The sequence below is a fragment of the Candidatus Methylomirabilota bacterium genome, from assembly GCA_028870115.1.
In the GTDB taxonomy this organism is placed as follows: Bacteria; Methylomirabilota; Methylomirabilia; order Methylomirabilales; family Methylomirabilaceae; genus Methylomirabilis.
The window spans coordinates 1-19,901 of record JAGWQH010000053.1; the positions used below are offsets into that span (position 1 = coordinate 1).

The window sequence follows — 19,901 nt, forward strand, 5'->3', positions numbered from 1 at the left end:
CCGACTCGCGGGTCTGAGTGGTCGGGGAAGGAGTGGCTCCAGGCCGATGTGGCCATCAGGAGCAGCCCTGCTGCGAGAGCAGCAGGGCTGCTCCAGCGCCCCGGCAACCGGTTATCGTGGCAGCGTTTGGGGGCCCAAGACGCCATGGAACGGTGTCCAGGTAAAAATGTCAGGAGCGATATCGTCGAGGAAGATGTGGAGCATCACTAGGGCTCCCGTATGGCGCCCGACCGTATCGTTGAGGGGTATTTGCGCCGAGGCTGCGAGCTCGAAGTACTTCCCGGCCCAGACCAGCCCGGGGTTGGCAAAGGCGGTGTGTGTTCCATTGTTAGGCCCGCTGATCTTGGTTTCTCCATTGAACTCCACGACGGGGAACAGACGGTTGAACGGCCAGGCAATGCCCACATCTTTTACATACGATTGTAGATACGGGATGCTGTACATTACGGCAACTCCCCAAGTGAAGGTATGCTGGGCGTCGTCTTCCCGCTCATTGCGGTTGGCGCGCAGGTCGAAGCCGAGCGACGTGGTGACCGCAACCGGCTTGATCCAGTCGGCCCAGTCCGGGAGATCGCCGAACCCTTTGCCGATCTGAAGGGCCGGGCTGACGGTCGTGCCCGAGAGTCGGCCGATTCGCCTCTGCCCGACGCCGCCAGGCGAAACCTTCACAGCAGCGGTGGCTGCCACCTCATGAAGAGCATTCCGAATGAACTGATAGCGGAGGCCGAACTCCGGATTATCGAAGCCAGAGGTAGCACCCTCCTCTTCCGCAGCGTCGCCACGAGGCCTAATAATGTGATACGAACCGCCGAGCGTGATCGCCAGATCTGGGGTCAATCGTTTTGAGATCTCTGCGTCGAAATCAGTTGTAAGCGCCTCCGGCTCTCTGCGGTGGCCGGCCGTAATGGCAGCCTCGTCAGAGACGAACGAGTCCTCGACAACAATCGTCGATGGGAACCACCGCTTTCCCACGACGCCATGAGCCCAACCGGATGCCGGCAACGCGATCACAACAGCAATGCCCAACACCAACGAACATACACTACGCCATCTGGTCTCGCGATGCACGATCTCTCCCTCCTGAACGCAAATCGGACGCTGATAGAAATAAGCCGTTGACTTGTGACGCTCTCGGAATCCTGGCCGGCGGCCGATGGTCGCGTTGATGAAACCAATACTGTAATGAGACGCGGACTCGGCAGTTAGGGCAATTTCTGGAAATTCTGCCGGAAGCAGGTTCGCTGAGCGTCAGAAACGTCGATTGGGGCGAGTCACGCGAGGGAAAACAGGGGCGGAGATCGACCGGTACGCTTGATGATCTGAAACTGGGACAAACGCGGGAGAAGCGGCACCAGGATAAACAGAGTCGACGCAACTACAGGCAGAATCACCCCTGTTGACGGCGCATGAGGCGCAACGGTCTTGTGAACCCAGATGCAGATCGAAGCGAGACGACTATTGGCCTGACTTTGCAGGTGCCCGTTGTGGGGCTGGACGAGGCAGTGAGTGAGGAAGGCATTGAGTAGCAGGTAAAAGCCCAAGGATGCAACCGCAAGTGATTTGAGGCGCAGGCGAACCATGGACCGTTGATGTAGTCTGTGCATTGAAGTTATGCAATCCTGCTTCCTGGGCTGACCTTAGCATACTCCTCAACTATTTGTAGGCTATCGAAGCCGGATTACTGCTGTCAAGCGAAAAAGAATGAACTGCCCCGCAGCAAGCTACGGGGTATCGTCTTCTGTTCCGGCCCGTCATTCCGCCTGCCTGTGCGTCTCCGCACCTGTCTGCGTCGCACACGCGACAGGCAGGCGCAGACAGGTGCTTGACACGGAATCCAGTCGGACCCTTGTATCTTGACTGTAGCGCTCTGGATACCGGCTTCCGCCGGTATGACGCACTCGCGGCAAGCCGCGGGGAATTAACCCCCAGTGGATTCAACAAATATCTCGGAGGATTAGGCAGAGTCTGCGGCGTCGCGCTCAAACCAGCGGTAGAGGCTCGGCAGCACGAAGAGTGTCAGCAGTGTGGATGTCACCAGGCCGCCGATGACGACGGTAGCCAGCGGGCGCTGGACCTCGGCGCCCACGCCATGGGACAGCGCCATCGGGATGAATCCGAGACCGGCGACCAACGCCGTCATCAAGACCGGCCGTAGACGGATCTCGGCGGCCTTCAACGCGGCATCACGCGCCGACAACCCTTCCTCGCGAAGGTGCAGGATATAGCTCATCAGGACCACGCCATTCAGGACAGCCACCCCGAACAGCGCAATGAAGCCTACGCCTGCCGAAATACTGAACGGTAATCCGCGCGTGGCCAGGGCAAGAACCCCACCGGTCACCGCCAGCGGGACGTTCAGGAAGATCAGCAGCGCAGGTCGGACTGCATTAAAGGTGGTGTACAGCAGGACAAAGATCAGGCACAGCGAGAGAGGAACCACGATGGCCAGGCGACTGGTTGCCCGCGCCAGGTTTTCAAACTGCCCGCCCCATTTGAGATGATAGCCCGAAGGCAGTGTGAGTTCTTTGGCAATTCGGTCCTGCGCCTCGCGCACAAATGAGCTTAGGTCACGACCTCTCACATTCGCTTCCACAACGATCCGCCGGCTGATATCTTCACGACTCACCTGGGCCGGGCCCTCTTCGATACTGACAGAGGCCAGTTGGGCTAAGGGGATAAGGGCGCCGTTTGGCGCCGCCACCGGCAAGTCCTGGAAGGAAGGCAGATCAGTACGGCTGCTGCCGGCCGCTCGGACAACCAGGGGGAATCGCCGCTGCCCTTCAAAGACCGTTCCTACTACTCTCCCGGCGCCGGCAGCCTCCACAGCAGCCAGGACATCCGCGGCGTTGATACCATACCTGGCGATCCGCCGCCGGTCCACCTGAATCCGCAGGGCCGGGAGGCCGGTCACCTGCTCGACCCGGACATCCTGGCCACCAGGGATCTGTCGCAGGATGTGGGCTGCCTGGTCGCCCTTTCCTTTTAAGACGTTGAGATCGTCCCCGAAAATCTTCAGCCCGACATCGGACCGGACGCCGGCGATCATTTCGTTGAAACGCATCTCGATCGGCTGGGTAAAGCTCATGCCTACGCCAGGAACCTCTGACGAGAGGGCCGCAGCGAGCTGATCGATCAACTTCTCTTTTGTCATGCCAGGCTTCCACTCGCTATGCGGTCGGAGAGCCACGAAGACATCGGATGCCTCCATCCCCATCACGTCGGTCGCCACTTCGGGAGACCCGATTCTCGACACCACCTGCCGCACCTCCGGAAAACGCAGGAGGGTACGCTCAATCTCATGAGAGTCCTTGATTGATTGATCTAACGCGGTGCTCGGGAGACGCCAGGTCTGCAACACAATATCACCCTCGTCGAGTTGCGGAATAAACTCTCCGCCGAGAAACGGCACAAACGCGAGGCTGATGACAAAGGCCGATGCCGCCACAAGGGCCGTCATTTTCGGGTGGTGAACACACCACGCGAGTCGCGGCAGGTACAGAATCTTCACGCGGCGGAGGAGCCATGAATCGCCCTCGCTGATCGACCCCTGCAGAAAGAGAGACGCCAGAACCGGCATCAGCGTAAACGATAGGATCAGCGATCCAATGAGGGCGAAGATGACCGTGAACGCCATCGGCTTGAACATCTTCCCCTCGACGCCCTGTAACGTGAGGATCGGCAGGTAGACGATGACGATAATGCTGACGGCGAAGAAGATGGGCCGCAGGACCTCGCGCCCGGCTCGGAGGATAATGAGGGGACGTTCCTCTCGTCGTACGCTGCGCTCTTCCGCCAGATGCCGAATGATATTTTCAATCATCACCACCGCGCCGTCCACGATCAGCCCGAAATCGATCGCGCCTAGGCTCATCAGATTGCCGGAGATTCCCGTCTGCACCATTCCCGTGAAGGCGACCAGCATGGAGAGGGGGATCGCTGCGGCGACGATCAGGCCGCCTCGGAGGTTGCCGAGGAGCAAGAGCAGAACGGCAACGACCAGCAGCGCTCCCTCGATCAGATTGTTGGTGACGGTTCGGATGACCTTGTTGACGAGATCTGATCGGTCATAGTACGGCTCAATGGAGACCCCGGATGGCAGAGTCGATTTCATCCGCTCCACCTCGTCTTTAATCCGCTCAGCCACGACGCGACCGTTGCCGCCGCGAAGCATCAGCGTCATGGCGACCACCGTCTCTCCTTCAGCATTTCGGGTCGCCGCCCCGATCCGGGGCATCGAGTCGATTCTCACCTGACCCAGTTGAGCCACCGTAATCGGCGTGCCGCCCGGTCCGGTGCCTATCATGATCCGGGACAGGTCGTCCTGGTTTTCGACCAGCCCCTCGCCTCGAATCACATACGCCTCGCCGTTGTGCTCAATATAGCCGCCGCCGGCGATGGCGTTATTCTTTTCAAGTTCCTCAAACACCCGCCCGATAGGAATTCGGTACGAGACGAGTTTTCTCTGGTCTACGATGACGTGGTACTGCTTCGTGTACCCGCCCCATTGCGATACTTCCACGACCCCTGGGACCGTACGCAGCCTGTACGCGATCTGCCAATCGAGGATCTCGCGCAATTGCATTGGCGTAAAACTATCGCCCTTCACCACGAACTGGTAGACCTCGCCCAGCCCTGTGGAGATCGGCGCGAGGTCGGGCGTCCCGAACCCTGCGGGAATCTGCTCTTTGGCTGTAGCCATCCGTTCGGCCACCAGTTGTCGAGCAAAGTAGGCGTTGACGTGATCCTTGAACACGATGGTGACAGCCGATAGACCGAATCGGCTCACCGAGCGAAGCTCTTGCAGGTCCGGTAGACCGCTCATGGCCGCTTCGATCGGGAAGGTGACATATCGCTCTACTTCCACTGGGCCCATGGGCGCTGTTTTGGTAAGAACCTGTACCTGGACCGTCGTGATGTCCGGGACAGCATCAATCGGCAGGTCGCGCAAGGCCATAATTCCTCCGAGGACGAGCAGAGCGGTCAGGATCAAGACAAGAAATCGATTCTCCAAAGAAAGCTCAAAAATGCGCTGGAGCATGGAAGATTCCTCCGGAGGTTATTGCCCCTGCCCCTGGGTGATTTGTTCCTTGAGGAACTCAGACTTGAGCGTAAAACTGCCGGTGGTCACAAGTTCTTCGTCGCCTCTGAGACCTTCGGCGACCTCAACGAGGTCTCCTGATGCGGGTCCAAGCTTTACCTTCCGCCGCGCAAACGTCACCGGATCGAGTTTGACGAACACAGATGGCTGCCCATCGATCTTCTGAATGGCCGATGAAGGAATCGCCGTAACCGTGGCAGATCCGTCGGCAGTCTTGGCTCGAAGCCGGACGGTTGCGAACATCCCGAGCTTTAATTTCCGTTGAGGATTCTGAATCTCCACTCGCGCCTTGGCTGTCCGTGTTTGTGGATCGAGCAGATCGGCGACATAGCCGATGGTGCCGTAGAAGGTTTCACCCGGGTAGGCCTCAACGTTGATTTCAGCGGTTGTCCCACGTCGAACCTGGCCCAGATCCTTCTCGTAGATATCTACCAGCGTCCACACATGGGAGAGGTCGGCGATCGACAGAAGTTCTTTTTCAGGACCGACCACCTCGCCTGGTGCCCCCTCCTGCTTAATGATCACGCCACTGATCGGCGCCTTGACGATGGTGTACGAGGCCTCACGACGGAGCGACTTCTCGTAGCTGGTCGACAGCGCGTCGATCTGCTCCTCGGTCATCCCGAAGCGATACAGCTTCTCCTTCACCCGCGCGATTCGCGCATGCCGACTCGCGACCGCCGCTTCGGCGACTCGGCGCTCCGCCTCACGGACATGGACCTCTTTTTCAGCGATGGCTTCTTTTTTGAGCAGCAATTGGGCGCGGTCCAACGACTGCTGCGCATGATACAGGTTGGCCAGGTCTCGTCGGAGATCAGCAAACTCTGCCATATAGTCTCCGATAGCCTCTCCCAACTCGATATTGTCATACTCGAAGAGCGGGGCGCCCTGGTTTACTGAATCGCCAACCTGCACATGGACTCTTTCGATCCGCCCTTTGGCGATAGGGGCGATGTGGCTCACGCGCGCCGGATCCGGTGCGATCGCGGCTGTGGCTTCAATGACCCGGATTGGAGCAACCCGCTGCGGTCGAGCAGTGGCAAATCCGAACTTGCCCTGAACCTCGGCTGAAATCGTAATCTTGCCGTCTCTCTGCTCGACTTTGGATTCAACTTTTTTTTCTTCGGGGGCGCGGCTGCAGGCCGCTAGCGTTAGGGCTACCGCTATGATGACCGTTGGCAATAAGGGGGCCCGAAGCGCGAAGCTCCAAGCACGAAGTGCAGATCTAACGAACGGATGTCCAATCATCGTCATCATCGTGTACCCCTACCGGCCGACGGCCGCTTCCACTTGAAACCTGGCAATGCTCAGTTCGTACAGGGAGCGGTTGTAGAGCCGCTGGACCTCTCGAAAGGCCCGCTGCGCGTCCAGAAACGCTGTGAGATCGATGGCTCCCAGCTTGTGTGCGGCCTCGGCAATCTCCCGCGATTCGCGGGCCTTGGGCAGGTATTGGGTCTCCAATCCTTCGAGGCGCCGGCGTTCACTCTCAAACCTGTTAAAGGCCTGATCCACCTCCAAGAGCGCCTGAGTTTCCAGTCGCTTGTATTGGAATGCTTCTCGCTCCTCTTCTGCCTTGGCCCGAACGATGCCCCCCTGGTTTCGATTGAAGAGGGGCAGAGGAGCCGCGATGCCAAATAAGACGGTATCTTCGCTGAAGTCCCGCTTATAGCCCACGAAGGGAAACAGATTCGGGAAGCGCCGCGCCTGCTCAAGCCCGAGCTGTTCGCGAGATCGGATGACTCGTTGGCGCTGGGCTTTAAGGTCCGGGCGGGTCTGCAGAGCCTCGGCATGCAACGGTGTCAGGCTGTCGATCGGTTCGCCCTTGCCAAGCTCTTCAGTGACATCGAATTCGACTGTCGAGTCCGAGACGCCAAACAGCGCCAGGAGCGTGGCCTTGGCCTGCTTGAGGTTCAGTTCGCCCGCGACTACGTCGTCAAACACTCTGAAGCGCTCAACCTGCACACGCCTCAACTCCACCCCCGAGATCTCTCCGAGGCGGAACTGCTCTTCCTTGGAGCGAATGGTCCGATCAAAGTCGGCCAGCAGCTCGCGGGCTACAGCAAGATCAGTCTTGGCCAGCACGATCTGGTAATACGCCTGCTTGACCGCGAATCGGAGTAGACGGGCCGTATTGTCGACGTCGGCCTCAGTCGCGCGGAGATTCGCCCCTGCGACGGCAATTTGCTGGGAACGCTTGCCGGCTGTCTGAATCTCCTGGCTGACTTCAAAGAAGAGCTCCTGTCGATCTATGAACGATCCCCCATGAAACCCTTCTGATCTGAGCGAAAGCTGTGGGTTCGGTAGCATCGCGGCGGTGGTCGCGTCGCCACGCGCGATCTGTTTGGCCGTCGTCTCTGTCTGCAGACCAGGGTTGCGACTCGCCGCGATTTGCAACGCATCGGCCAGCGAAAGCATTCGCGGGAGCTCATGGAGTTGGGCGTCGGCGGAAAGAGGTGTACTGCACCAGATCAGGAGAGAGATCACAAAGCCGCCAAGATACCTGCGTCTCATTTGTCTACCATCCCTCGCATAACGTCACGTTGGACATATCCCAACGCCTTACGGCTTACGTCGTTGGATGAAGGAGAACGGGGCAACGCCTCTCACGACTATGAGGCATACTCACAATCGTGAGAACTGAAAGGAAGATTACGTCTGACGAGGCGGTGGGGAGGCTATATCGATTGTGAAAGAGAGAGGGGATGTGGGACGTTGATCGTTGCGTGCCCTGACGGATCCCGGAGGAGCAAAGAGACAGGGGGGTGGCTGATCGATCGGGCTGACTTCAAAATCGCAGTGCGGGATCAATGGCGTTGTTGAGGCCGGCCGGCCATCAGGCGTTCCTTGCGACTCGGAGACTCTGGAGTACAAGTCGAGTTGCCGGTTGCTGGTGGAGGATGAGATCCCGATGGTACTCAACAGAGGGTAGCTATCAGAACCGATTGCCTCGCCGTGCAGAAGTGGAAGGCCGACGTACACTAAAAGGAGAACACGGGTAACAATTTGCCGGATCTTCACAGCGTGTAACCTCCACGGCCTGGTCACTTCCGGAGGCAGCTTTTAATAGCCTTGGGCACCCCTCGATCGCCATCAGTCTATCAGTCGATCCGCTGTCGTGTCAAGCGGCTCACAGATTTACGGCATGTTATCGAGCTGACCCAGGCTGAGTAGAACCGCAACCGGGCTTCCCCTTCGAACAAGGGCGCCGGCCTCAGGATCCTGGGCAATTACTGCTCCCTTGGGATATTCCGACGAATGGACCTGTGCCACCCGGCCAAGCGTGATACCGGGTGCTTGCAGGAGCGCTTTAGCCTCCGAGAGGGGTAGTCCGGCCAGACTGGGGAGTGCGACCGCGTCGCTGCCTTGGCTGACCACCAGGCGGATCTCGCTGTTTTTCCTAACCCACGAGCCACTGGCAGGTCGTTGGAACAAGATGGCATCTTGCGGAACCTCTTCACTGTACTCCCGACCGCTCACTTTTGGCTGAAGGCCCTGCCCGCGCAGCAGTTCGAGAGCAGCCGTAGAGTCCATCCCGATGACCCGCGAAAGCTGTACCTTGTCCTTATCGGCCGCAAGCCAGATTGTGATTGCGCCGCTCACGACAGCCACAGCAGTGAGGATCAGAGTTGCCGCGAGCCCCTTGCGCAACAGCCGGAGGAATCTCATCTGTCTCCCCGGCGAAGTCGGATGGCGTAGAAGCCGTCGAGACCGTGCCGGTGCGGCCAGGTGCGAAGGGCGCCGTTGGAATCGATCAGCTCCCCGATCGTTGCAGGAAGGCCACCAGGGGCGTCGACAGTAAACTCCGGGAAATCACGCAGGAACGTCCCAATCACGGCGTCGGTCTCCTCCGGTTCGAGCGAACAGGTGCTGTAGACCAGGAATCCTCCAGGCATGAGCACCGGCGCCATACCATGAAGCAGCTCTAGTTGCAGGCGCGCCAGGGCTGCCAACCCTGTCTCTTGCTGCTGCCACTTTCGCTCCGGATGGCGTCTGAGAGTGCCGAGTCCGCTGCATGGTGCGTCTACCAAAACCCTGTCCATCTGGCGCGTGAATAATCGCGTTGCCTGCCTGGCATCGGCTTGGACCGGGAAGACTCGATCAAGACCCAGGCGCGCCCTGGCCTCCCGGAGGCGTCGGTTGGCGCGGGCGCTCGGGTCGAGCGCGATCACTCGCCCGCTTCCCATGAGCTGTCCCAGAATCAGGGCCGTCTTCCCGCCGCCGCCGGCGCAGGCATCCAACACCACTTCGCCGGGTTGGGGATCCAGCAGGAGGACCGGCAAGGTCGCCGCCTCGTCCATCGGGAAGTACCAGCCATTCGCGAATGCCGGGTCATGCAGCGCCTCGGCGCCGTCGATCAGGTGAAAGACGCCCGGGACGAATCGGCCCGGCGTGACTGAACGCGTGATCTCGGTAAGGCGAGCCTGCACCTCTTCGGGCCGACGCTTCAGATGGTTGACCACGACGGACAACGTAGGGATACCGTTGTTGGCCTTGAGCAAAGCCTCGGTCTCGGCCGGTCCTAGACGCGCGAGCCAGCGTGCAACCAGCCAGGACGGGTGCGACCAGCGTGTCGCGAGGGCGCCAACCGGATCGTCGGAGGGATCGGGAAAGCGGATTGTGCCCTGCCGCTCCAGCAATCGGCGCAAGATCGCATTAACGAAGGCTTTAGCGCCAGGCTTGAGTTGGCTGCGCATGACCTCTTGAGTCAGGGTGACGGTCTCGTTAACGGCGGCATAGGCGGGGATGCGTGTGAGAAAGAGGAGTTGATACGCGCCGAGGCGCAGCAGGCGGCGCAGTATCGGGTCGACCCGCTCCCAGGGTCGGTCGGTCACGGCGGCCAGCAGGTAATCTAATCGACCCTGCCAGCGGAGGATGCCATACGTCAGCTCAGTGGCGAGTGCCCGGTCCTGTTGCGAAAGGCGAGCCCTCTGGAGTCTGGCGTCCAGTAGTAGGCTGGCGTAGGCCTGCTGCTCTTCGACCTGGGTTAACACATCGAGCGTAAGACGCCGCGCGTTGATTGGCGCAGCGCTAGGACGATCCAAAGACGTCACCAGTGCGGACACGGTATCCCCTCGCGAAGTCGACGGCCGCCATAGCGCGGCGATCCTCAGGCTGTACGTGTGTAAGCCACAGCCCCCCCTGTCCGGCGGCGATCAATACCCCCCTCTCGCGATCGACCGCACACACGGTGCCGGGAGGAGAGTCGGCTGCTGTCTCCACTGTCGCTTCCAGCACCTTGACGCGCCGCCCGCCGAAGCTGGTGATCGCTCCTGGTGCCGGACACAAGCCCCGAATCAGGCAATCAAGTGTCCGCGCATCACGAGGCCACTCCAGATGCGTATCGACGGGGAGAAGCTTCGGCGCATAGGTCGCCATACGCTCGTCCTGCGGGACCGGGTAGACTGTCTCACGTCCTACCTGATTAAGGACCTGGCATAACTGCTCCGCCCCCAGAACGGCCAGTCGTTCGGAGAGCGTTACAGCCGTATCGTGCGGTTGAATCGGCTCGGCTCGTTGCCGCAGGATGGGTCCGGCATCCATTCGAGCCTCCATCTGCATGATGGTGACTCCTGTCAGGGTGTCGCCGCGAATGATGGCCCATGGGATCGGTGCTGCGCCGCGATACCTGGGCAGGAGCGAGGCATGGAGATTCAGGCAGCCGTGCGGCGGCAAGTCGAGGATCCGTTTCGGCAGGAGCTGGCCATAGGCGACGACGACGATGGCATCCGGCTGAGCCGCCTGCAGCGCCTCAACCGCCGCAGGCTCGCCCACCTTTTCCGGCTGCAGCAATGGTAACTCGAGCTCCTGGACCGCGAGTTTCACTGGTGGCGGGGTGGTGACGCGGCCGCGTCCGGCCGGCCGATCCGGTTGGGTCACAACCAGGCAGATATCATGGCCGGCAGCAATGAGCGCCTTGAGCGACGGTAGCGCGAACATTGGCGTACCCATGAAGCTTACGCGCATCGGCCATTCCCTTTCTTTGCGGCAGAGACCCTCTCAATGGTTTCCATCATTCGAGCGTAATGCGTCCCTTCCCAATAGATCCGAAGGCAACCCGGGCAGCGGGCGAACCGTTCCTGTGTCCGCCAGACGAACTCGGGAATCTCACCCTGCAGCCCCACCTTGTCGGCAGGCTCAAGGGGAAGATTACAGCGCATGCACAAGCAGCCGATCCCGGGCGACAACCCAAGGCGAGTAATCACTTGGTCAAGCTGCTTATCGTAGTGGTCGCTGGTGATGAAGAGGGTCAGATGGGGCGGTAGCCGGGGCGGCAGGTGGGTGTCGCGGGTGAGCAGCACCCGGTTCTCTGCCAACACCAGGCGCACCAGCCTGGCATCGTCGCCCCGCCAGTAGAGCGTATCGTAGCCTAACAGGCGAAGCCACTTAGCCAACCGACCCAACATCGCATCGGCCACAAACCGCATCGTTGTTCCATTCTTCATTGATCGTCTGTATCCTTGGTATGCTGAAGATACCCCGCGCACCAGTGACTATAGCATACCAATAGGTCGAACCTTGACAAGTCCTCAGAAAGGCAGGAGAATCGGCGCGATACAACGCTGTGAGTCGGGAACTTCTCTGCGGAAAGCCCCGTTTTGGTAATCGATACTGTGCGATGCGGCGAACTGTACCCACGTCACTGAGTGAACAATGAGTGCGAGAGCCAAGGTCTACCTGGAGACAACCGTCGTGAGCCACCTCACTGCGCGGCAGACCCGCGATCCGATCGTTGTTGCACACCAGACCGTAACGCGCCGATGGTGGAGGCACCGTAAGCGATTTGATCTCTATTGCTCGCATATCGTCGTAAGGGAAGCGGGCGAGGGCGATCCCGACGCGGTCAAACGCCGATTTGCTGTGCTCAGGGGCGTGCCCGCTCTGGAGACCAACGACGCCGTCAAAGCGCTTGCGGCCGCAGTTGCGAAGGCAGCAGCCCTACCGAAGAAGGCTACCGAGGATGCGCTCCATATCGCGTTGGCGACGGTTCACGGCATGGACTACCTGCTTACATGGAACTGCAAGCACATCGCGAATGCTGAGATTCGTAACGTGGTGGCCGCCGTGGCCTACAATCATGGGTACGGCGTCCCGGTCATCTGTACCCCAGAAGAGCTTATGGGAGAGTAACCGATGTGGAAAGATCCGATTGTCGAAGAAGTGCGACGTGTGCGCGAACGCCACGCCGCCAAGTACCGCTACGACCTCGACGCCATCTGTCAGGCCCTCAAGGAGGAAGAACGGCGGAGCAGACGAAAGCTCGTTTCGCTGCCGCCGAAGAAGCCGCAGCCCTGGGCGAAGGCCGGCTGAGTTGCGGTGGGGACGCCGACCTTGGCGCTCCAGGCGACAGTAAAATGAAGTGCTGTATCATCCGGCTGTGACTTGCCCTCGCAACCCCGTTAGGGGCCTCTCAGTCGCTCGCCGACGTACAACATCGCTGACAAGGACCAGACTATGATTACCGGTGACATCAAGAGCCAGGTCGATCGTATCTGGGATTCGTTCTGGTCGGGCGGCATCTCCAATCCGCTGGAGGTGATCGAGCAGATTACCTACCTGCTGTTCATCCGCAGGCTCGACGACCTGCACACGCTGGAGGAGAACAAGTCCGCCCGGCTCAAAAAGCCGATGGAGCGGCGAGTGTTCCCGGAAGGCAAGGGCCCCAGGGGCCGCGCGTACGAGGACTTTCGCTGGTCCCGCTTCAAGCACTTCGCGCCAGCCGAGATGTACACCGTGGTCAGTGAGCATGTCTTCCCCTGGCTCCGCACCCTCGGCGGCAACGGGTCCACGTATTCCCACCACATGAAGGATGCGCGTTTCACCATCCCCACGCCCGCGCTCCTGGCCAGGGTGGTGGACATGCTCGACCACGTCCCGATGGAGGAGCGCGACACTAAGGGCGACGTCTACGAGTACATGCTCGGTAAGATCGCCGCCGCCGGGCAGAACGGCCAGTTCCGGACGCCGCGCCACATCATCCGACTGATGGTTGAGCTGACGGCGCCGCAGCCCACCGACGTGATCTGCGACCCGGCCTGCGGGACGGCGGGCTTCCTTGTCGCGACAGGCGAGTACCTGCGCGAGCGCCACCCGAACCTTCTGCACAACGCGACGCTCAGGGAGCACTTCCACCATCGTATGTTTCACGGCTTTGACTTCGATAACACGATGCTGCGCATCGGCAGCATGAACATGCTGCTGCACGGCGTGGAGAACCCGGACATCCGCTACCGCGACTCGCTGGCGCAGGACCACGCGGGTGAGGAGGAGAAGTACACGCTGGTTCTGGCCAATCCGCCCTTCGCCGGCAGCCTCGACTACGAGAACACCGCCAAGGACCTGCTGCAGATCGTCAAGACCAAGCAGACGGAGTTGCTCTTCGTCGCGCTGTTCCTGCGGCTCTTGAAGCCGGGCGGCCGCGCCGCGGTGATCGTGCCCGACGGCGTGCTCTTCGGCTCCAGCAAGGCGCACAAGGAGCTGCGCCGCATTCTGGTGGAAGAGCAGAAGCTCGATGCCGTGGTGTCGTTGCCCGGCGGCGTCTTCAAGCCGTACGCGGGCGTCTCCACCGCGATCCTTATCTTCACTAAGACCAACTCCGGCGGTACCGACTACGTCTGGTTCTACGACGTCGAGGCCGATGGTTGGAGCCTCGACGACAAGCGCACGCCGCTCCTACCCGAGGAGAAACTCGGCCCTGTACCGCGCACGCCGCTCAGCGAAGAAGAATACAGCAAGAACAACCTGCCCGATGTGCTGACGCGCTGGCGCACTCTTCATCCCCTCGCCCCCGTGGAGGGAGAGGGTCAGGGTGAGGGGGAATTGAAACGCCCCCGTACCGCACAGAGCTTCTGCGTACCCAAGGCTGACATCATTGCGTACGGCTACGACCTTTCGCTCAACCGCTACAAGGAGGTGGTGCATGAGGAGGTCGAGCATCGCGCACCAAAGGCGATCCTGGCCGACCTCGCGAAGCTGGAGGAAGAGATTCAGCGGGGGATGAAGGAGTTGGAGGGGATGGTGGGATGATCACGCCAGCGTCGGTTGCAGTTGGCGATATGGTGGCACCTGTTTCATCTTGGACTCCTGAGCGAGATAATCCTGATGGGTCCTTTACCTATATTGACCTTAGTGCCGTTGATCAGGACAGTAAGGTGATCACCAGTGCACGTGAACTTCTGGGCCGACAAGCTCCGAGCAGAGCGCGGCAAATCGTGAGGTCTGGCGACGTCCTCGTATCCACTGTACGACCGAACTTGAATGGAGTTGCGCGTGTCCCACCGGAGCTTGACGGTGCAACAGCTTCAACCGGATTTTGCGTTCTTCGCCCGCATGCCGAGAAGTTGGACGGTGGGTATTTGTTTCACTGGGTTAGGTCTCCACGCTTCATCGGCGATATGGTCAGGAGAGCGACGGGTGCCAGCTACCCCGCTATTAGCGATCGAATCATCCTTGATTCGAAGCTGCCGGCATTACCCCTCCACGAGCAGCGGCGGATTGCGGAGATCCTGGACAAGGCGGACGCGCTGCGGGCCAAGCGCCGCGCCGCCCTCGCCCAACTCGACACCCTCACCCAATCCATCTTTCTCGACATGTTCGGCGACCCCGCCACGAACCCAAAGGGGTGGCCTGTTCGGAGGATTGGTGCCCTTCTTGAATCGGCATGCTATGGAACAAGCGAAAGGGCGGAGGCGAATGGCGAGTTCCCGGTGCTGAGGATGAACAATATCACGCGCACCGGCGAGATAGATTTCACGGACATGAAGTACATGGACTTGAAGGAGAGCCAACGTGAGCGCTACCTGGTACGAACTGGTGACGTACTGTTCAATCGGACCAATAGTGCCGAACTGGTAGGTAAGACCGCGATCTTCCGCGCGACACAACCGATGGCCTACGCAGGCTACCTGATCCGCTTGCGGATGAACCGCGACAACGATCCCGAGTACCTCTCTGCCTTTCTCAACACTGGATACACCAAGCGTGTGCTTCGCGGGATGTGCAAGAGCATCATTGGCATGGCGAATATCAACGCGACGGAGCTTCAGGCGATCACGATTCCCGAGCCGCCCTTCGTAAGCCAACGCGAGTTCGCACGTCGAGTGTTAGCCGTCGAGTCGCTGAAACGCACCCATCGAGCTTCGCTGACTGAACTTAATTTCCTCTTCGCCTCCCTCCAACACCGCGCCTTCCAGGGGGAGTTGTAGCCCATGCTCTTCGCTCCCCGCTTCACGATCACGAACCCGATCACGGCCTCGCTCACGGCCATTGAGCGGGCGCGCGGTTTTCTGGAGGCGGCGACGCTCTCGGAAGCGTGGATCGCGCGCATGAGCCAGCGCGCTCTGCTGCTGGAAGCGCATCATACGACACATATCGAGGGCACCCAACTCACGCTCGAACAGGCGGAGCGATTGTGGGCCGGCCAAGCGGTGAAGGAGGCGAGCAGGGACGATGTCCGCGAGCTGCTCAACTACCGCGAGGCATTCAACTTGGTCTCGGACTACCTGGGGAGCGGCGAGCCGATGACAGAAGGCTTGATCCGCGAGATTCACAAGCGGCTGGTCAAGGGCGTCCGCGGCGGCGCGGCCGATCCCGGCCGCTACCGCGCTACCCAGAACTACGTCGTCAACAGCCGGACGCGCGAGGTGATCTACACGCCGCCTCCCCCGGAGCAGGTGCCGCCGCTGATGCGCGAGCTTGTGGAATGGTTGCGCGCGGATACCGGTGTGCACCCGGTACTGGTGTCCGGCATCGCGCAGTTCCAGCTTGTGCACATCCATCCGTTCGTGGACGGCAACGGCCGGACGTCGCGGCTGCTCTCTACGCTCTGCCTGTACCGCACGGGCTACGACTTCAAGCGTCTGTTCACGTTGAGCGAGTTCTACGACCGCGATCGGAGCCCGTTCTACGCTGCGCTGCAGTTGGTGCGCGAGCAGGATATGGATCTTACCGGCTGGCTGGAGTATTTCGTCGAAGGTCTCGCCACACAAATGAGCGAGGTTAAGCAGCGCGGCGTACTGGCGATCCGCCGCGACGTCCTCGTTCGTGAGCATGGCCTGAACGAGCGGCAGGCCGTGGCCGTGGAGGTGATGCTGGAGCATGGCGACCTCGGGATTGAGGAGTTCGAGGCGCTCACTCCAGGAGTCCACCGCCGCACGCTTCAGCGCGATCTGAAGGGTCTGGTCGAGACAGGCATTGCGACCACTTACGGCGCAGCGCGGGCGGTCCGTTATCACCTCAAAAAGAGATACTTACGATGAATCGTGGCAGTATCGCGACACGGATTGCGACAGTATCGCGACGGCTATCGCGACAGGCGTAAGGCTTTTCAAGGTACAAATCGGCAGGAGCGGGATGACGGTGACCATGAGCCAGTTCGCCTTTATCGAGCGCGAATGGTCGGCGGTCTTTGACGCGGCGGCGAGGGCCGAGGCCGCCGTCGATGCCGACCCGCGCACGGCGTGCTTCTATGCCCGTCGGGCACTCGAACTGGCCGTGAGCTGGGCCTACAAGCACGATGCGGCACTCAAGCTGCCCTATCAGGACAACCTCGCCGCACTGATCCACGAACCGAGCTTCAAGCAGACGGCGGGCGAGGCGGTGTTCAGCAAGGCGCGGGTGATCAACACGCTCGGCAACCGCGCCGTGCACAGCCATCGCGCCATCCCCACGGAAGACGCGCTGGCCGCGTTGCGCGAGCTGTTCCACGTGGCCTATTGGTTCGCCCGCACCTACGGAAGGATAGGGCGTCCCGCGCCAGGACTCGCCTTCGATGCGGCAGCACTGCCCAAAGTCCCGCCGTCACCGCAGCAGACCCCCGAGCAGTTGCGGACGCTGGAGGCGAGCCTACGCGAGCGGGACGAAAAGCTTGCGGCGATACTCGCGGACAGGGGCGCCCTCGACGAGGAACTGAAGCGCCTCCGCGCCGAGGTGGCCAAGATCAAGCTGGTTGCCACCGCCCAGGCGGATACCCACGACTACTCCGAGGCCGAGACCCGCGACTACTTCATCAACCTGCTGCTCAAGGAGGCGGGCTGGCCGCTCAGCCAGCCGCGCGACCGCGAGTTCGAAGTCAGCGGCATGCCCAATACAGAGGGCAAGGGCTTTGTAGACTACGTGCTGTGGGGTGACGACGGCAAGCCGCTGGGCCTCGTCGAAGCCAAGCGAACGCGACGCGACGCGCGCGTCGGCCAGCAGCAAGCCAAGCTCTACGCGGACTGCCTGGAGCAACAGTTCGGTCAGCGGCCGCTTATCTTTTACTCCAACGGTTACGAGCACTGGCTCTGGGATGATACCCGGTACCCGCCGCGCCAGGTGCAGGGCTTCTACAAGAAGGCGGAGCTGGAGCTCCTGGTCCAGCGTCGCGGGACGCGCCGGCTGCTGGCAGAGGCTGCCATCGACCCGGCCATCGTCGAGCGCCACTATCAGACCCGTGGTATTCGCCGCATCGCGGAAAGCTTCGAGCGCGACCATGACCGCAAGGCGCTGCTTGTGATGGCTACCGGCGCGGGCAAGACGCGCACAGTGATTGCCCTGTGTGACCTCCTGATGCGCTGCAACTGGGTCAAGCGCGTGCTGTTCCTCGCCGACCGCGTGGCGCTTGTCAATCAGGCGGTGAATGCCTTCAAGCGCCACCTGCCGGACGCCTCGCCGGTCAATCTCGTCACCGAGAAGGACGGCGAGGGACGGGTGTTCGTGTCGACCTACCCGACGATGATGGGCCTTGTCGACGAGACCCGTGACGGTCAGCGGCGCTTCGGCGTCGGTCATTTCGATCTCGTCATCATCGACGAGGCGCACCGCTCGGTGTTCCAGAAGTACCGCGCTATCTTCGACTACTTCGACTCACTGCTGGTGGGCCTGACGGCCACGCCCAAGGACGAGGTGGACCGCAACACGTATCGGCTATTCGACCTTGAGGATGGGGTACCGACTGACGCCTACTCGCTGGAGGAGGCGGTGCGCGACGGTTTTCTGGTTCCGCCAAAGGCCGTGTCGGTGCCGCTCAAGTTCCAGCGCGAAGGGATTAAGTACGACGACCTGTCCGAGGAGGACAAAGACCAGTGGGATGCCCTGGAGTGGGATGAAGGCGGTAACGTGCCCGACCGAGTCGAGGCCGAGGCGGTCAACAAGTGGCTGTTCAACAAAGACACTGTGGACAAGGTGCTGGCGCACCTGATGACCCAGGGTCTTGCCGTGGCGGGTGGCGATCGGCTCGGCAAGACGATCATCTTCGCCAAGAACCAGGATCACGCCGAGTTCATCGGTGAGCGCTTCAACGCCAACTACCCGCACTTCAAGGGGGAGTTCGCCCGAGTCATCACCTTCAAGACCGAGTATGCGCAGAACCTGATTGACAACTTCTCAGCCAAGGACAAGGTACCGCATGTCGCCATCTCGGTGGATATGCTCGATACCGGCATCGACATCCCCGAGGTCGTGAATCTGGTGTTCTTCAAGTTGGTGCGCTCGAAGACCAAGTTCTGGCAGATGGTGGGCCGTGGCACGCGACTATGCCCGGACCTGTTCGGGCCGGGTCAGGACAAGCAGTTCTTCTATCTCTTCGACTACTGTCAAAACCTCGAGTACTTCAGTCAGGACGTTCCGACGACGGAGGGCGCACTGGTCGAATCCCTTGGCAAGCGGCTGTTCAATGCGCGCCTTGAGTTGATCGCGGAACTCGACAAGCGCCCTGACGACGTCGAACGAGATCTGGCCCAGGATCTCTCGGCCTTATACCGTACCACGGGGACCAGCCGCGAGGTGCGGCAGGCCACCGCCGACCTGCTCCACGGCGAGGTTGCGGCGATGAACCTCGACAACTTTGTGGTCCGCCCGCGGCGGCGCCTGGTCGAGAAGTACGCCAGGCCGGACGCCTGGACGTCGCTGCCGCCGGAGGCGGTGGCCGAGCTGTCGCGTGAGGTCGCCGGGCTTCCCTCGGAACTCGACCCGGAGAATGAAGAGGCGAAACGCTTCGACCTGTTGCTCCTGAGCCTCCAGCTCGTGCTGCTGCGCTCCGAACCCGGCTTTCAACGGCTACGTGACCGGGTCAAGGAAATCGCTGGGCTGCTGGAGGAGAAATCGGCCATCCCGATGGTGCGGGAGCAGATGGCATTCATCCAGGACGTGCAAAGCGACGAGTGGTGGCAGGACGTCACCGTCCCGGTGCTCGAAGTCGTACGCCGCCGGTTACGGAATCTGGTACAACTGATCGAGAAGCAACAACGTAAACTTATTTATACGGACTTCGAGGACGTCATGGGCAGCGAGATCAACATCGACCTGCCCGGTGTCGCAGTAGGCACGGACTACGCCAGGTTCCTCGCCAAGGCGCGGGCTTTCCTGCGGGGGCACCTCGACCACGTCGCCATCTACAAGCTGCGCATGAATAAGCCGCTCACCGCGACCGATCTTGGTGAACTCGAACGCATGCTCGCTGAAAGCGGGCTGGGCGAAGCCGAGGATATTCGCCGCGCCGCGGTAGAGTCGCAGGGACTCGGCCTGTTCGTGCGTTCACTCATCGGGCTGGATCGCGGAGCAGCCAAAGATGCCATGGCGAGCTTCATCAGCGGCAAAACGCTCTCAGCGAACCAGATCGAGTTCATCAACCTGGTCGTGGATCACTTGACGGAGCACGGTATCGTTGAACCTAGCGCGCTGTACGAGTCGCCGTTCACCGATCTGACGCCGCGAGGTCCGGATGGACTGTTCAGCCCGGTTCACCTCGACGAACTGATGCGTGTACTGGAGGCCGTTCGAGCAACAGCAAAGGCGGCGTGATGCGGGGAAGAGAGATGCCCAATAAGCG

At 60.9% G+C, this 19,901-nt stretch carries 15 protein-coding genes; 6 read left to right on the plus strand and 9 right to left on the minus strand.

Features of this window, described 5'->3' with window-relative positions; genetic code table 11:
* Window positions 1–111: 111 nt before the first annotated feature.
* From KGL31_05860 to KGL31_05900, 9 genes are all read right to left on the minus strand, one after another.
* On the minus strand, window positions 112–1,068 hold the full coding sequence (locus KGL31_05860) for a hypothetical protein (protein MDE2321430.1): 957 nt from the start codon (window positions 1,066–1,068) through the stop codon (window positions 112–114).
* Between the two features lie 203 nt (window positions 1,069–1,271).
* Window positions 1,272–1,604 carry a hypothetical protein gene (locus tag KGL31_05865; GenBank protein ID MDE2321431.1) on the minus strand — a complete coding sequence of 111 codons (333 nt, stop codon included), beginning with the start codon at window positions 1,602–1,604 and terminating at the stop codon, window positions 1,272–1,274.
* A gap of 350 nt (window positions 1,605–1,954) precedes the next feature.
* Window positions 1,955–5,038, minus strand: a complete 3,084-nt coding sequence (locus KGL31_05870; protein MDE2321432.1) for an efflux RND transporter permease subunit — start codon at window positions 5,036–5,038, stop codon at window positions 1,955–1,957.
* An 18-nt stretch (window positions 5,039–5,056) separates the two neighbouring features.
* Window positions 5,057–6,355, minus strand: coding sequence for an efflux RND transporter periplasmic adaptor subunit (locus KGL31_05875; GenBank protein MDE2321433.1), 1,299 nt, complete (start codon window positions 6,353–6,355; stop codon window positions 5,057–5,059).
* 9 nt (window positions 6,356–6,364) lie between these two features.
* Window positions 6,365–7,609, minus strand: a complete 1,245-nt coding sequence (locus KGL31_05880; GenBank protein MDE2321434.1) for a TolC family protein — start codon at window positions 7,607–7,609, stop codon at window positions 6,365–6,367.
* 624 nt (window positions 7,610–8,233) lie between these two features.
* Window positions 8,234–8,764 carry a PASTA domain-containing protein gene (locus KGL31_05885; GenBank protein MDE2321435.1) on the minus strand — a complete coding sequence of 177 codons (531 nt, stop codon included), beginning with the start codon at window positions 8,762–8,764 and terminating at the stop codon, window positions 8,234–8,236.
* Window positions 8,761–10,161: a 16S rRNA (cytosine(967)-C(5))-methyltransferase RsmB gene (gene rsmB / locus KGL31_05890; protein MDE2321436.1), complete on the minus strand. Its 1,401-nt coding sequence runs from the start codon at window positions 10,159–10,161 to the stop codon at window positions 8,761–8,763. Before rsmB ends, KGL31_05885 begins: the two co-directional genes overlap by 4 nt.
* Complete coding sequence (gene fmt / locus KGL31_05895) at window positions 10,127–11,062, minus strand: methionyl-tRNA formyltransferase (GenBank protein ID MDE2321437.1); 936 nt, start codon at window positions 11,060–11,062, stop codon at window positions 10,127–10,129. The genes rsmB and fmt overlap by 35 nt, the downstream gene beginning before the upstream one ends.
* A complete protein-coding gene (locus tag KGL31_05900) occupies window positions 11,053–11,541 on the minus strand; it encodes a Mut7-C RNAse domain-containing protein (protein ID MDE2321438.1) in 489 nt (162 codons plus the stop codon). Before KGL31_05900 ends, fmt begins: the two co-directional genes overlap by 10 nt.
* 208 nt (window positions 11,542–11,749) lie before the next feature.
* Between KGL31_05900 and KGL31_05905 the strand changes: the two genes are divergently transcribed.
* The 6 genes from KGL31_05905 (at window position 11,750) to KGL31_05930 (ending at window position 19,873) form a co-directional block, all read left to right on the plus strand.
* Complete coding sequence (locus KGL31_05905; protein ID MDE2321439.1) at window positions 11,750–12,226, plus strand: type II toxin-antitoxin system VapC family toxin; 477 nt, start codon at window positions 11,750–11,752, stop codon at window positions 12,224–12,226.
* A gap of 3 nt (window positions 12,227–12,229) precedes the next feature.
* Window positions 12,230–12,406: a hypothetical protein gene (locus tag KGL31_05910; protein ID MDE2321440.1), complete on the plus strand. Its 177-nt coding sequence runs from the start codon at window positions 12,230–12,232 to the stop codon at window positions 12,404–12,406.
* A gap of 144 nt (window positions 12,407–12,550) precedes the next feature.
* The gene (locus KGL31_05915; protein MDE2321441.1) at window positions 12,551–14,122 is read left to right on the plus strand and encodes an SAM-dependent DNA methyltransferase; all 1,572 of its coding nucleotides are present in this window, start codon (window positions 12,551–12,553) and stop codon (window positions 14,120–14,122) included.
* A gap of 368 nt (window positions 14,123–14,490) precedes the next feature.
* Window positions 14,491–15,300, plus strand: a complete 810-nt coding sequence (locus KGL31_05920) for a restriction endonuclease subunit S (GenBank protein MDE2321442.1) — start codon at window positions 14,491–14,493, stop codon at window positions 15,298–15,300.
* Between the two features lie 3 nt (window positions 15,301–15,303).
* On the plus strand, window positions 15,304–16,353 hold the full coding sequence (locus KGL31_05925) for a Fic family protein (GenBank protein ID MDE2321443.1): 1,050 nt from the start codon (window positions 15,304–15,306) through the stop codon (window positions 16,351–16,353).
* A gap of 106 nt (window positions 16,354–16,459) precedes the next feature.
* Window positions 16,460–19,873: a DEAD/DEAH box helicase family protein gene (locus tag KGL31_05930; protein ID MDE2321444.1), complete on the plus strand. Its 3,414-nt coding sequence runs from the start codon at window positions 16,460–16,462 to the stop codon at window positions 19,871–19,873.
* Window positions 19,874–19,901: the final 28 nt, after the last annotated feature.